This is a genomic window from Bacillota bacterium (assembly GCA_040754315.1).
Classification (GTDB): Bacteria; Bacillota; Sulfobacillia; order DUSP01; family JBFMCS01; genus JBFMCS01.
Genome location: JBFMCS010000062.1, coordinates 82,007 through 96,227, shown reverse-complemented (window position 1 = coordinate 96,227; position 14,221 = coordinate 82,007). Strand labels below are relative to the sequence as shown.

At 57.5% G+C, this 14,221-nt stretch carries 12 protein-coding genes; 9 read left to right on the top strand and 3 right to left on the bottom strand.

Annotated features, from left to right (window positions below):
• Positions 1–307: 307 nt before the first annotated feature.
• Positions 308–628 (bottom strand): hypothetical protein, encoded by a 321-nt coding sequence (locus AB1576_14275; protein MEW6082891.1) that lies wholly within the window; start codon positions 626–628, stop codon positions 308–310.
• The gene (locus AB1576_14270) at positions 610–1,860 is read right to left on the bottom strand and encodes an IS1634 family transposase (protein MEW6082890.1); all 1,251 of its coding nucleotides are present in this window, start codon (positions 1,858–1,860) and stop codon (positions 610–612) included. Before AB1576_14270 ends, AB1576_14275 begins: the two co-directional genes overlap by 19 nt.
• A gap of 983 nt (positions 1,861–2,843) precedes the next feature.
• Here AB1576_14270 and AB1576_14265 point away from each other — a divergent pair.
• From AB1576_14265 to AB1576_14225, 9 genes are all read left to right on the top strand, one after another.
• A complete protein-coding gene (locus tag AB1576_14265) occupies positions 2,844–3,776 on the top strand; it encodes an ABC transporter permease (protein ID MEW6082889.1) in 933 nt (310 codons plus the stop codon).
• Positions 3,777–3,794: 18 nt separating this feature from the next.
• The gene (locus AB1576_14260) at positions 3,795–4,682 is read left to right on the top strand and encodes an ABC transporter permease (GenBank protein ID MEW6082888.1); all 888 of its coding nucleotides are present in this window, start codon (positions 3,795–3,797) and stop codon (positions 4,680–4,682) included.
• A 10-nt stretch (positions 4,683–4,692) separates the two neighbouring features.
• Entirely contained in the window at positions 4,693–5,649 is a 957-nt protein-coding gene (locus AB1576_14255; GenBank protein ID MEW6082887.1) for an ABC transporter ATP-binding protein, read from the top strand.
• Positions 5,650–5,664: 15 nt separating this feature from the next.
• Positions 5,665–6,618, top strand: coding sequence for an oligopeptide/dipeptide ABC transporter ATP-binding protein (locus AB1576_14250; GenBank protein MEW6082886.1), 954 nt, complete (start codon positions 5,665–5,667; stop codon positions 6,616–6,618).
• A gap of 42 nt (positions 6,619–6,660) precedes the next feature.
• Positions 6,661–6,912, top strand: a complete 252-nt coding sequence (locus tag AB1576_14245) for a hypothetical protein (GenBank protein ID MEW6082885.1) — start codon at positions 6,661–6,663, stop codon at positions 6,910–6,912.
• A gap of 185 nt (positions 6,913–7,097) precedes the next feature.
• Positions 7,098–8,663 (top strand): ABC transporter substrate-binding protein, encoded by a 1,566-nt coding sequence (locus AB1576_14240; protein ID MEW6082884.1) that lies wholly within the window; start codon positions 7,098–7,100, stop codon positions 8,661–8,663.
• A gap of 383 nt (positions 8,664–9,046) precedes the next feature.
• Positions 9,047–9,607: an XRE family transcriptional regulator gene (locus AB1576_14235; GenBank protein ID MEW6082883.1), complete on the top strand. Its 561-nt coding sequence runs from the start codon at positions 9,047–9,049 to the stop codon at positions 9,605–9,607.
• 97 nt (positions 9,608–9,704) lie between these two features.
• Complete coding sequence (locus AB1576_14230) at positions 9,705–10,823, top strand: Xaa-Pro peptidase family protein (GenBank protein ID MEW6082882.1); 1,119 nt, start codon at positions 9,705–9,707, stop codon at positions 10,821–10,823.
• Positions 10,824–10,971: 148 nt separating this feature from the next.
• The gene (locus AB1576_14225) at positions 10,972–12,399 is read left to right on the top strand and encodes a trimethylamine methyltransferase family protein (GenBank protein MEW6082881.1); all 1,428 of its coding nucleotides are present in this window, start codon (positions 10,972–10,974) and stop codon (positions 12,397–12,399) included.
• A 147-nt stretch (positions 12,400–12,546) separates the two neighbouring features.
• On the opposite strand, the gene AB1576_14220 is transcribed toward AB1576_14225, so the two are convergent.
• The gene (locus AB1576_14220) at positions 12,547–14,094 is read right to left on the bottom strand and encodes an amidohydrolase (GenBank protein ID MEW6082880.1); all 1,548 of its coding nucleotides are present in this window, start codon (positions 14,092–14,094) and stop codon (positions 12,547–12,549) included.
• Positions 14,095–14,221: the final 127 nt, after the last annotated feature.

The following is a 14,221-nucleotide window of genomic DNA, read 5'->3' as shown; positions in this document are numbered from 1 at the left end:
CTCCTGGTGATGTTTGGTTTACTCACCTTTCCATCTACCAGGGAGAGGGTGGCCTTTCCTCCTCACCTTCCTCTCTAGGCCCTTCTACCTCTGATTCCCTTTTTACACCATTCTACCGGACACTACTTTAGCTTTTGTGATCAAAACCACATCACCTTCACCCGGGCAAGGCCCTCTAGGGAAGAATGACAGCTGCTATGTAGAGCAAAAGAACTGGTCCGTTGTGAGAAAGACATTAGGTTATAGCCGCACATCTTCCGCACCCATGATGCCCATCACACGTGAATTCCGACCCATATTCTGTCATCTACTTCAGATAGATATCTTCACTGAACCCGGCCAACCTCAGTGCCTTGAGGACTTCGGGGTTGGTGTTGCTGGGCAGCACCCGGAGTGTACCGTTGCCGGTGTCTACGAGTATCACCTGGAATGACCTGAGCAACTCCAGCAGGGAGGCCACTGTGGGTTTGTTGACCACCCTCTTCCCGGGCAACTTGATGGTGTCATTCCGGGCGGCCAGTGTGACCCTCACCCTGCGTTCCAGGTAGGTGGCGATGAGAAGCGCCAGAAGAAAGACGTAGGCAAGTGCGTATGCCCAGTTCACCGACTTCAGATAGATGCCGTCCACATACGTGGGGTCTTGAGAAAGCGAAACTTGGTTTCTACGGTCCGACCCTGCGACTTGTACTCCGATAGTACCTCCCTGTCGTTCATTTCTTCCCGGGGCACGTTGGTGATCAGTACGAACGTGGATAGTCTCTCATGTGTGCGCTGTACGACTTCTTGCCTTGCCGTGCCCACTGAAAGCACCACCCGGTAGTGGGTCTCAGTCACAGGCTCTATTCCCTTCCTGGGCCTACCCCTGCCGCGTATGATCGTGACCTCGGGCTTTACCTGAAAACCCATTGAGAAGTGCCCGCCATGTTCCTTCTGAAACTCGACCGCCGCCTGTTCAGCGTCGGCCTGACAGTAAAACCCCTTCTTTCCCAGTTCCCTTGCCGCCTTCTCGATCTCCAGCCTCTCCGCTGCAAGCCTCTTTGTCAGCGTCTTCTCCTTCTGGCGGTCAAGACTAGTTGACCCTACCGCTATGAACCTGTACCTTCTCCCGTTTATCTCCTGCTCAAAGGATTGGGCCCTGTATGCTGCCGCATTATATCTCTCGGAAAAGGTACCCATCTCGACCCAGTCGTCCTTTTCCCATGCAATGTCCTTGATGGCCTCCTCCACTCCAAACGTTCCCGGGACCCTGGAAATGAAACGGATACCCTCTTGGGCCATCAGTTCAAGATTCTCCTTGCCTACCAGCGCCGAGTCGGCAACGCACACGATGTCCTTCCCGTGTTTCCTAAAAAGTGCCTCGAGTTCCGTGATGACCTTCCCGTTCCACGTCTTGTCGCTGGTATTGCCGCTGAGCACATCACCCGCCAGGGGTATCCCTTCGGTGTTCACCAGAAGTCCGCATACAAACTGCTGTAAGTCCGGCCTCTTGTCCTTGCTGTGGCCGTGGTTTATCTCGATTATCGCACTGTCATCCTCGTACTCCCCATATACCGAAATCGACGTCGTATCTGCGTGTACGCTCTTTACCTCTATGTCGTCCTTGAGAACACACGAAAGGCTCACACTGGAAAACAGCCCTTTCAGGTCCACCTGAGCCATCCTGTCCAACGTTCGCCCCAAGGCGTCGTCGTTGATGTCCTCCGCCCTGACCCCTTCCCCGAGAACCTTCTCCACGTCCTGCTCCGCATAGAATTCCTCCACCTTGTACAGCGGCTTTCTCCCCGCAGCATTGATAGGTGATTGGACCCGAAAACCCGGGAGCCCTCCGCCGGTTGAGAGGGGGGGAAGCCAGAAGAGCATTGGTGTAATTGTTGCTTGTCTACCCGGAATACGATGAACCTCAAGTCCCACTATCCAGTCTCCGTCCCCTCCGGGTGCGGCATGATCGATGTGTCGAAAGACTGCCGCCGAGCAGGTGGGATATCAAGCCTTAGAGAACGACGCCGCTCGATGCACCGGGAACCCACAAAGTGACCCACCACAAGACTCAGGGGGCGTGGCAGGATCTCCTGGCTACGAGCCTGGGGAGGATGTCAACTGCCCAAGCCTTTATCAAGGCTGCCGGCCTGAGGAGATACGCCGGCTGACCCCATCCAGGTGACGGTAATTGCAGGCTGCCACCAAAGCTAGCGTAGTACTCGGCGGCCTGAACATGGTGCTTCGCTAGCTTAGGCCACGCATTCCTCCCGGCTTTGGCTCCATCAAGAACTGGGCATTGACAAGGGGCGATGGGAAGTGCCTGGGCAGGCGTGATCAGAGAGGTTCCGCGGCCGTAGTCACCGAGGTGTGTTGACACCGGTGACCCGGCCTTGTCGTCTCATCCTTTCCTCTTGGTTGTAGGACAGGGGTTTCTCCAGGCCCTCACCGCTTTAGTCCTTCTTAACCCTCTCCAGTGAGAGTCTCGGGCCTCGTTCTCCCTTCCCGGGCTGCCACAAAGAGCGACAGCCTGCCGGGATCACATGCCAATTCGCGGTGTTCCTTCGTCTGTAACCGGAGGGATAGGGAAGGCGTTGGTGTTGGAGTAGTTTTTAGAGCCAATTTAAAAAATATAAATAGGCGGGAGGAAATTTTAGTTCCATGATGAATACTCAAGCGCAGAATTATATATATGTAAAAAACCTTGATCTGGCGAGGGCATTCACGTCCCTGTTGCTGGCTAAAGTGCCTGGCTGCCCCTGTAGCGGCAGCAATTGGCGAACCTGATTGAGAGGATGCAAGGATCTGGACTGTGAATCCCCATCTTGGCATCCGAGGTTTTTGTCATGGAGCGGAAGGTGAAAAAAATGGGCAGGTACATTGCCAAGAGACTGTTGATCCTGATACCTACCCTGCTTGCCATCATCTTCGTCGTCTTCAGCATTATGAGCCTTACGCCTGGCAACCCGGCACAGGTCATGCTCGGGCAGCAGGCCACACCTGAGGCCATCGCCAAGCTCAACCGGGAGCTGGGATTTGACCGGCCGTTCCTTATCAGGTACGGGGACTATGTGCTAAAGCTCGTCGGCGGAGACATGGGGAAATCGTATACCACCGGCAGGTCGGTGTTCGGCGAGATCATCACCCGCTTCCCGACCACCGTGAAGCTGGCCTCCTTTGCCATCCTGGTATCTGTGATGATTGGCATTCCCCTCGGGATCCTTGCCGCGGTGAAGCAGTACAGCCTGTACGACGTCATGGGTACTGCCGCCGCCATGTTCATGGCGGCTATGCCAGGATTCTGGTTTGGACTAATGGCTATCCTGCTCTTTGCGCTGAAGCTTGGCTGGCTTCCATCCAACGGGAATGATACGTGGATACACTACATACTCCCGGCATTTACGCTGGCGATCCCAGTATCGGCGTCGCTTCTGCGGCTTACCCGCACAACGATGCTGGAGACCGTGAGACAGGACTACGTGCGCACCGCCCGGGCCAAGGGACAGGCAGAGAGGAAGGTCATCTTCCACCACGCCCTGAAAAACGCGCTCTTGCCCGTTATCACCGTAGCAGGAATGGAATTCGGATGGCTTCTCGGTGGCGCGGTGGTCATCGAAACAGTTTTTTCTATCAACGGCATCGGCAAGCTCATCATCGATGCCATCAGGATGAAGGACGTTCCTCAGGTAACCGGCTGTGCCTTGTTCTTGGCCCTCTTCTTCACGATGGTCATGTTGGTTGTGGATATTCTCTACGCCTACATAGATCCGAGGATCAGGGCTCGATACCAACGAGGATAGGCGAGGGGACACGGGATCATGGGCAGCGTGACTAGCGTCTTACCTGTGAAGAGGTGCAAACGGAGGAGCCGGTCCAAAGAGATCTGGACGCGGATGAAAAAGAACAGGATCGCCATGTTCGGAATGGCGATCTTCATTGTGATCCTCTTTTGCACGATCTTTGCCGACCTCATCGTTCCCTACCAGGTAGCATTGGAACAGAACATCGAGATTCGGCTACAGCCCCCCTCGGCTGATCACTGGTTTGGCGCCGACGTGTACGGCAGGGACATCTTCGCCCGCATTATCCACGGCACGCGAAACTCCCTGGTCATGGGGATCGGAGCTGTAATCGTGGGCATCTCCCTCGGCGGCGTCTTCGGCGCGACAGCGGGATACTATGGCGGCAGGATGGATGCGTTGATAATGAGGGTCATGGACACGATAATGTGCATGCCCTTCATGCTCCTGGCCCTCGCTATTGTGGCTGCCCTCGGGCCAGGGCTGATAAACGTGCTGATCGCCCTGATGCTGTCCATGGTCCCGTACTACACCAGGGTGATCCGCGCGGCGATCCTAACGGTCACCGGGCAGGACTTCATCGAAGCTGCCAAGGCATGCGGCACGCCCGACTACTTCATCATTCTGAAGCATATCCTGCCCAACGCCATCGGCCCAATAATCGTCCAGGCTACGATGTCGGTGGGTAGCATGATTATCTGGGCGGCGGCGATGAGCTTCCTCGGCATGGGAATACAGCCGCCCACACCGGAATGGGGCTCAATGCTCTCCGAAGGCAAGGACTACATGCTATACTCACCCCATCTCGTGGTATTTCCAGGGATGGCAATCGTCCTGACCGCCCTCTCAATGAACCTCATGGGTGACGGGCTCAGAGACGCTCTTGACCCAAGGCTAAAGGACTGAGGTGAATGCCATGAGGCTCCTGGTTATAAAGAACCTCAGTGTAGTCTACAAGACGGATGAAGCGATCGTTCATGCCGTCAACAGGATCGGCTTCGATATCAGGCGCGGGGAGACCGTTGGGCTGGTTGGCGAGACTGGAGCCGGAAAGACGACAACCGCCCTGGCCATAATGCAGCTACTACCCGAGAGGACAGGGCGCATCACTGAGGGAGAGATCTATTTTGACGGAGAAAACCTCCTAGACAAGCCCAAGAACGAGATGAGACTGATACGCGGCGCCCGTATAGCTATGGTCTTCCAGGATCCCATGACATCGCTCAACCCCATCGTGACCGTGGGTGATCAGATCAGGGAATCACTGGAGATCCACAATCCCAAGAGCACCAGGAGCGAGATAGAGGCACAGGTGGATGAGCTGCTCATGCTCGTCGGCATACAGCCAAGAAGAAAGGGCGAATATCCTCACCAGTTCTCAGGCGGAATGAAGCAGCGCGTTGTGATAGCGATGTCCCTTGCGTGCAATCCCGAGCTACTCATTGCCGATGAGCCGACCACCGCCCTGGACGTTACGATCCAGGCCCAGGTGCTGGCCCTGATTGAGGAGCTCAGGGAAAAGATGGGAACCTCAATGATCATGATCACTCACGACCTGGGTGTTGTCGCCCAGACCTGCGACAGGGTGGCCATCATGTATGCCGGGGAGATCGTGGAGAAGGGAACCGCCCGCGATGTGTTCGAAGGGCCCAGGCACCACCCCTATACCCTGGGCCTCTTTGGCTCGATACCCGATCTTGAGGTCGAGACCCGCAGGTTGAGCCCCATTGACGGGCTGATGCCCGATCCCACCAACCTGCCCCCAGGCTGCAGGTTTCACCCCAGGTGCAGGTCATCCCTGGAGATATGCAGGCAACAACAACCCGAGCCACGCTGCTTTGGCGAGCACGTGATCGCTTGTCATCTTTGTTGAAGGGAGGTACGAGCCCTGGAGCCATTGGTAAAGACCATTGACCTAAGGAAGTACTTCAAGGTCAACACTGGCCTTCTTCGCGCCGTGGATGGCGTTAGCATTGAGATCAAGAAGGGACAGACCCTCGGCGTTGTCGGGGAGTCCGGTTGCGGCAAGTCGACCCTGGGAAGACTGGTGCTTCGCCTCCTTGAGCCGACCTCCGGCAAGGTGCTGTTTGAAGGACGTGACATATTGAAATACAGCTGGCAGGAGATGAAAAAGGCCAGGCGTCAGATGCAGATTATCTTCCAGGACCCGTTCTCCAGCCTGAACCCCCGAATGTCCGTTTTCGACCTCATCGCGGAGCCGCTGATCATGAATCACGCCTGCAAAAGCAGGCGAGAAATGACGGAAAGGACGCTTGACCTTATGAACACGGTCGGGCTTGCGGAGCGCTTCGTCAACGCCTATCCCCACGAGATGGACGGTGGACGCCGCCAGCGCATTGGGATCGCCCGGGCCCTGGCGTTGAAGCCGCCGTTCATCGTGTGCGATGAACCGGTGTCCGCCTTGGACGTATCGATCCAGGCGCAGATACTGAACCTGGTCATGGACCTGCAGGAGGAAATGGGGCTTACCTACATGTTCATTACCCATGATCTCTCTGTGGTAAAACACATCTCCAATGAGATTGCCGTCATGTACCTGGGGCAGTGCGTTGAGCGGGCCGGAGCCAAAGAGCTCTTCAAGAACCCGCTGCATCCATACACCAAAGCGCTCCTCTCGGCAATCCCAGTTCCGAGGCTCACGGGCACAAGGAACAGGCAGATCATCAGGGGCGAGGTATCGGACCCGATCAATCCCAAGCCGGGCTGCCGATTCGCGTCAAGATGCGACTACTGTGAAAGGAAATGCCTTGGGCAGGACATCCATCTGGAGGATCTAGGCAACGGGCATTTTGTGGCCTGCCGCCTCTATCAAGGTTCTTAACAGCCGCCAGGCTGTGGGATTAGGAAGAGAGACGCAAGAAGCATGAGGGTGAAGGTGGGGGTACTTGTCCGCTATTACGATTGCCGCACTCCTGGCAGGCTGCGGCAAGAAGTAGATGAACCTGCTGCACCAGAGTCACGGCGGGGGATGGTTGTGGCTGTGTCGCAGGTCAATAATAGCTTCGAACCCTATGGATCCTATGCCGAGGATACCCTCGGGCCCATGCAGGTCTATGACACCCTGGTTATCAAGGATGAAGACGGGAAGATCGCCTTATCCATCGCGGAACGATGAGAGACTTTCCCGGAAGGCATGACTTTATACTGGGTATGGATGTTGTAGGCGGATGGAGGCGGGTGAGCCTAAGATCGTCTCCCAGATCAGGATCCTGTCCATCATGGGGGACGGAGATGACCAGCGTGTTTCACCAGGGTCTGAACAGCCGCAAGGCTGCTAGATTAAAAGGGGAGGTTGGGGTCATGAAAAGGAGCATGGTATTATTGCTGTGCCTCGTCACAATCGCGGCTCTTCTCACAGGGTGTGGGCAGAAAAGCGGTGGCACGCCAAGCCAGCCCGATTCCGGTGCGGATGTGGATAGGGAGATGGTTGTAGGCATTCCCAAGATTACGGAGAGCTTTGATTTCTACAACACCACAAACGGTTTTGAGAGTATCAGCATGTCCCAGGTCTACGACACCCTCGTAGTCAAGGACAGTGGTGGAAAGACAGTACCCTCTCTGGCTGAAAGCTATGAGATCTCCCCGGACGGCAAGACCTATACCTTCTATCTCAGAAAGGGCGTCAAGTTCACAAACGGCATCGAGTTTACGGCATCTGACGCCAAGTACTCGATCGAGCAGGCCATGGAATCGCCTTGGACCTCTTGGGCATATGCCTCCGTCGACAGCTGTGAAATTGTCGATGGCTACACGATCAGGATCAACATGAAGACACCCAGTGTGGGATTCCTGGAATACCTGAGCAATATCTACTACAGCGCCATGCTCAGTGAAGAGACCGTCAAGAATTGTGGTGAAGACTACGGCAAAAGCGTCGAAAACACGGTGGGGACGGGCCCCTATATCCTCAAAGAGTGGAAACCCGGGGAGCTGTGCGTGTATGAGGCCAATCCTGACTACTTCAAGGGCGAGCCGGCTGTCAAGAAGGTAAGGCTCAAGACGATAACAGACGTGAACACCGCCGTCATAGCCCTTCAGACGGGGGAGATACACGCCTATTTCAACGATATTCCCGGTATCAGCTATGACGCCGTTGCGAAATCAGAGAAGCTCAACCTGGTATCCTTCCCATCGACCATATTCTTCGAGTGTATCATGAACACCCAGACCGGACCGTTCTCCGATGTGCGTCTGCGCCAGGCTGTGGCTTACGCCGTAGACCGCCAGCAGATGCTCATCGTCGGTGCTGAGGGCCATGGTGCGGTAGCGGACTACCCGGGCAACCGCCAGGGCTATACCGAGGGTGACCCAGGCCTTAAAACATGGTATTCCGTGGACATAGAAAAGGCCAAGGGGTTTGTTAAGGAGGCAGGCATGGAAGGCAAGACCGTCATCATCAAGACCTACGCGACGGACCCCTACCCCAAGCTTGCCACTGTGCTCCAGGACGCCCTCACCAAGATAGGCCTCAAGGCGGAGGTGCAACAGATGGAGAGGGGCGCCTTCATCGACGAGGCGCTGACGAAGGGGCAGTATGAGATCGGTGTCTGCCGCTGGGCCGCCGGCACGAAGGACATGGACGAGATCATGTATGGCAGCCTCGCTACCGCCAGCATTGGCTCCGCTGGCAACTGGAGCTGGTACTCCAACCCCGCCATGGATGAGATCCTGGCCAAGGCTGGGGCCGAGACGGACCCCGAAGTCAGAAAGCGGCTCTACGCCGACGCCATCAGGATCTATACCGAGGACGTGCCCCAGATCCCCTTGTACTACCCGGACGGGAGCCGTGCCTATTCCAGGGACTTGGCAATTCACGAGGGCAACGTTGAGTATGACAGGTTCTTTGACTATGCGTGGAAGAACTAATCTCCTGTAACCCCGGCGCGCTGCATCAGAAGGGCGGGAGGGGGTGACTCGATTGGGACGCAAGGAGGCGAGGCTCCCGCCGTAGAAGAGACAACCTGACCCTTCGTGCGGCCGGGCCCTATCGTGCCATGTTCCCCTGGAGGTCTTGCGCTCACGTGATACCGGACCCCTGCCGGCGGTCAACCGGCGGCCGGCAGGGGGCGGAGGGACTGCCTATCTTCCGCCCGGACGCGAGGCGCATGTTATAGGCTTCGCCACGGAGAGAGGCCAGGACGCGTGACGGCGGCCAAGGCTTGCCCAGAACCCCAATTACCTGCTCCGTCTGCCAAGAAAGCACTCACCGATCGTGAGCTTGACCGGAGCAGCTTCAAGGAAGGGAAGAGATGCAAAAAGAACTGGGTAACAGGATAAAGGAGCTCAGGAAATCCAAGGGGCTGGTATTGAAGGACCTGAGCAAGAAGACCAACCTGTCCATCGGCTTCCTTTCGCTAGTTGAAAGAGGCTTGGCGTCCGCGGGCCTGGCCTCACTGCAGAACATCGCCGAGGCCCTTGAGGTAGACCTGGGTTACCTGTTGAACCCATCCCAGGGCAGCCAAAAGAAGCGGATGGTCATACGCAGTTTCGAACACGAGCATTTCTGCCCGGAAAACTCAAAGTACATATACTTCAGCCTGGCCGGGAGCATAGAGGACAAGAAGATCGACCCCATGATGGTGCTCTTCTTGCCGGGGGAGACACGAGACACAGTGGCACCCTTCATACACAAGGGCGAGGAGTTCATCTACGTGTTGGAGGGTATACTCACCTTCTTCATTGAGGACAAGGAGTACGAACTGTATCCGGGGGATTGCATCCATATCCAGTCGACGGTTCCCCACAACTGGGGCAACTTCACAAACAGACTCGTCAAGGCGCTGTGTGTGGTAACGCCGAGAATCCTCTAGGTGAGGAACATACCTGAGCCCCGGTGATCCGGGAGCTGGCAAGGAGATTGCTTGATTGCCTGTACAATGCGACGATCCGTGTTCCGTGAGTGGAGGTATGTGGGTTCAGATGCAGCCGGCCTATTGCACTAGAAGAGAGAGGCTACTGGAGCGATTGGATTGCCAAGGGATAAAGAGAGCGGTAATAACTGACCCCTTGAACATCCTTTATTTCACTGGCATAAGAGTTGTGCCCTATGAGAGGCTGTACGCCCTTGTCCTGTATCAATCAGGAGACATCTGCCATTTCGTCCTCCCTGTGCTTGACCGGGGCGTTACCGAAGAACCGGGCATCGAGAAGGTCTTATACGAGGATACGATGGACCCGGTCAGGGTACTGGCGGACCTGGTAGGCACGGGTACCGCGTTAGGGGTTGATACGGACTACTTCCCGTTGTCACTGGGCGAGAGGATCAGGGATTTCACTGGACCGGTCCATCTTAAGGACATCAGCGCCGCCATCAGAAGCCTGCGCCTTTACAAGGATGATACGGAGATCCAGCTAATCCGCACGGCTGTCAGCTATGGTGATATGATCTTCGATGAGATACGCCAGGAGATCGTCGCGGGCCGGACAGAAAGGGAGCTACTGTGCGATATCTTCAGGGCAATGTGCAATAAGAAGGGCGTTATCAGCGACACTTACGTCATCCAGATCCTAAGCGGGGAGAGATCCGCAAACCCGCATGGGCATAGCGGGGATAGGCGATTCATAAAGGGCGATACGGTTACCATAGACTTCGGCGTCTGCTACTCTCACTACTGGTCCGACTTGACGAGAACCTTCTTTTTGGGAAACGCCAATTCCCGTCTTGATACGATCTACAAGACCGTGCTGGAGGCTCAGGTCGTGGCAATCGAGAGGGTGAAGCCCGGGGTGCCGGTCCGGGAGGTCGACCTGGCGGCCCGGAACGTGATCAGGAAAGCGGGTTACGGAGACTCTTTCCTTCACCGGACGGGCCATGGGATCGGGCTTGACATACACGAGTACCCCAAGGTTCACAGCGAAAACAACGAAGTGTTGCAGGAGGGTATGGTATTCACTGTGGAGCCCGGGATATACCTGCCTGGGCTGGGCGGGGTGCGCATAGAAGACGACGTAGTGGTCACCAGAAACGGAGCGGCCGTGCTGAGCGGTTTTTCCAAGGGGTATCAAGAGATGGTCATCAGCCCCTAGGAAGTGCAGTGCCGTAGCTGGCCCCTAGCTCGAAGAGCCGCTCAAACGGGCATGCCGTCACTTGACCGCGGTTTTCTGCTGGGGCTTCCAGGGCCCGTCTCGCGCGGCACAGCTAGGCCTGGGGTTTTACGGGAAGGGAGCAACGCTGGTGTGCGTTAGCCAAAGGCCTTTCAGGGTCATCAGTGACAGTGACGTTATGAGGATACACGAGGCCAGCGTCTCGATACTGGCACGATTGGGCGTCAGGGTTGATGACGAGGGCCTGAGAGAGGACCTCCAGAACCACGGCTGCGGCGTAACGAAGGACAGGGTGACCATCCCTTCGGGCTTGATCGACCGGGTGCTGGCTGCGGTCAAGGGCGAGGTCTCTCTGAGAAGCCACACAGGCAGGAGCATATGCATCCGGCAGGGCGGGGTCTGGTCGCACTCCACCGGCGGGATCCCCAGCGTCATCGACCTTGAAACGGGACAGAAACGAAGTGCCACGCTCAAGGATTTCGCCGATGCCGTACGCCTGATGAACAAGCTGGACTGTGACATGCCTTGCGCGCTTTTGTACCCGGTTGATGTCCCTGCTCCCATCAGCCAGGTTGTCCAGTTCGAGTGCCTGCTGCGTTATAGCGAAAAACCGGTCTACGGGCCGGGTGTCTCGTCCCCAGGTGAGGCCAAGTACATTGTGGAGTTGTTCAATGCCTGTGCCTCCGGTGACGGGTTCCTTGGGGTAGTAGGCATCTCTCCGGAAAGCCCCTTGTACTATCCCAAGGTGATCACGGACACAATGAGGATCATCATCTCTGCCCGAATACCTACCGTGATGCTGGTAGCACCACTTGCGGGGATTTCATCCCCCATGACCGTTGCGGGCAGCCTGGCCCAGCTGAACGCCAACATGCTGGCGTTCGCTACCATCTCCCATATCATCAACCCTAAGACACCCCTCATCTACGGGGCACGCATGAACTTCCCCAACATGAAAACCGGGCAGTCGATCTGGGGGCTCCCTGAAGTCGGCGTCGCAGGCGCGATTGCCGTTCAGCTGGCGTCTTCCTACGGCTTTCTCTCCGATGTCTACGGGCTGTCCTGCACATCGTGCACCTTCGATGCCCAGGCCGGCTACGAGAAGGCGACCAATTGCCTGACAGCCATGCTGGCCGGCGCGAACCTCATCTCCGGTCTCGGGAGCCTTGCGAGCCTGACTGTGGCTTCGTATGAACAACTCGTTATCGATGACGAGATCTTCTCTGCCCAAAAGAGGGTAAGACGCGGGGTCGCCGTCAACGAGGACACCCTGGCGCTGGATGTCATCGAAGATGTGATCAAGGGTGGGTCCTTTCTGGAACAGGAGCATACGATAAGGCACTTGAGGGGAGGGGAGGTGTTCATCCCCCGGCTGGGGTTCGACCGGACGTGGACCGAGTGGGATGCTGCCGGCCAGAAGGACATCAGGGAGGTCGCCAGGGAATTCGCCAGGAGGCACCTGGCTGGTAGTGACTGCCAACCCATAGGCGAGCATCTTGACAGGGAGATCAACAAGGTGATGCAGGCAGCGCGCAGGGATCTTGTCAAGGAGCGATAGCCACTCCTCTAGCCCGCTGGCGCTGCCATCCACACCCTGCGCCTCCGGGGGAACCAGGGCTTCCATCCAGGCCAAGGTTTGACAGATCGCAAAGAGCACGGCGCCAGTCTCGCTTGCCTTCTGCCTTCCTTGGCCCACCGGGGCGCCCTAGTCGCGCTGGAAGACCACTTCCCCGTTAACAATGGTGTAGTCAACTCGAGCCTGCCTAAGCCCCTCCATGCCAAAAGGGTTTCCTGACAGCGCCACTATGTCAGCCAGCATCCCAGGGCGCAGGCTCCCCACTTCCTTCTCCCAGTAGCACGAAAACGCGGCCCCTTTAGTATAGGCCTCCAGGGACTCACCCGCGCTGAGGCATTCCTCTGGATACCATGAGGGCTCACCCCGGGTAACCGCCGCCCACATGCCAACCAGGGGATCCGGGATCTCCACGGGGGCGTCAGACCCAAAGGCCAAGACAGCCCCGGAAGCCTTCAGGGAACGGAAGGCATAGGCGTAGCGTGCCCTTGTCCCCCAGTGCTGGTCCGCTAGATGCATGTCCGAGAGCACGTGGGATGGCTGGACGGAGGCGATCACACCCAGGGAGCCAAGGCGCCCGGTGTCCTGGGGAGCCAGGAGTTGCACGTGCTCTATGCGGTGGCGAAGCCCCTTCCGGCTTGACACCTCTGAGAAGCCCTCCAAGACGTCCAGGGTGTTCCTGATGGCCCTGTCCCCGATGGCGTGGATCGCTACGGCGAAACCGTTCTCCACACACTGTCTCACCTGGTCTCGCAGGTCCTCCTTGGTCAGCACCTCCACGCCCGAGTACTCACGGCTGCCCTCATAGGGGTCAAGGAGGAGTGCGGTCCTGCTGGTGAGCGAGCCGTCAACGAAGGTCTTCACTCCGCCAATCCTGAGGAGGGCGTCCCCCTGGCCCATTGCCATGCCCCTGGCCAGGGCTTCGGGCAGGGACTGAACGGGGATGAACTTGAACACCCGGAGTGTCATCTGGCCCCTGCCCTTGAGTCGCTCCAGGGCATCGTAGGTCCCGAGGCCGCTCACATCCCCCAGGCCTGTCACTCCCAGGCTGTGCAGGGCGGCGAAAGCCTGGCGCATGCGGGCATCGATCTCCTCGGGCCCGGTGGGAGGAACGGCGTCCTTCAGGATGGGGAGGGCTGACTCCTTGAATATCCCGGTGAGGCTCCCTCCAGTGGTTCGCTCCGCCACCGCCCCAAAGGGGAGAACCGTGGATTCATCGATCCCGGCCAGCTTGATGGCCACGGAGTTTGCCCAGGCAGCGTGTTCATCCTTGCTGGTCAAGAGCACCGGGTTTTCCGGGGCCACGGCATCCAGCGCCTGGCGGCTAGGCGTCTCCGCCCAGTCGTTGGCTCTCCAGCCCCCGCCGTTGACCCAGGTCCCAGGGGGTGGGGCGGCTATTGACATGTGCCTTCTCACCCTCTCCAGTGCTTCCTCCAGGGATGAGGCCCCGTCCAGGTCTATCTCGGCAAGACGATCCGCGTAATCCATTAGATGCACGTGGGCGTCGATGAACCCTGGGACTATCCACCGCCCCTCCAGGTCAATGACCCTGGTTCCGGCGGGAATGCTGCTAGGCCCGATTTCTTCTATGCGGGGGCCCGTCACCAGGAGGGAGGTGGGTTCGGGGATCATCTTGTCCCAGTCAAAGACCCTGCACCCGGAAAGCAGTAGATTGCCCAATCTTCATCTCTCCCCACGTGTTCGAGTGTGGCTGGTATGGCCAGGCCGCCAGCCTTAGCCGATCCTGCCCGAGCAGAGTGTTCTAGAAGGGACAGGGGATCCCCTCCGAGGCTCCCTCGGGAAAAGG

Excerpts from the sequence above, each read along its gene's own strand:
- AB1576_14270 (MEW6082890.1), bottom strand. The coding sequence starts at position 1,860 with ATGCTCTTCTGGCTTCCCCCCCTCTCAACCGGCGGAGGGCTCCCGGGT.
- AB1576_14265 (MEW6082889.1), top strand. The coding sequence starts at position 2,844 with ATGGGCAGGTACATTGCCAAGAGACTGTTGATCCTGATACCTACCCTG.
- AB1576_14260 (MEW6082888.1), top strand. The coding sequence starts at position 3,795 with ATGGGCAGCGTGACTAGCGTCTTACCTGTGAAGAGGTGCAAACGGAGG.
- AB1576_14255 (MEW6082887.1), top strand. The coding sequence starts at position 4,693 with ATGAGGCTCCTGGTTATAAAGAACCTCAGTGTAGTCTACAAGACGGAT.
- AB1576_14245 (MEW6082885.1), top strand. The coding sequence starts at position 6,661 with ATGAGGGTGAAGGTGGGGGTACTTGTCCGCTATTACGATTGCCGCACT.
- AB1576_14240 (MEW6082884.1), top strand. The coding sequence starts at position 7,098 with ATGAAAAGGAGCATGGTATTATTGCTGTGCCTCGTCACAATCGCGGCT.
- AB1576_14235 (MEW6082883.1), top strand. The coding sequence starts at position 9,047 with ATGCAAAAAGAACTGGGTAACAGGATAAAGGAGCTCAGGAAATCCAAG.
- AB1576_14230 (MEW6082882.1), top strand. The coding sequence starts at position 9,705 with ATGTGGGTTCAGATGCAGCCGGCCTATTGCACTAGAAGAGAGAGGCTA.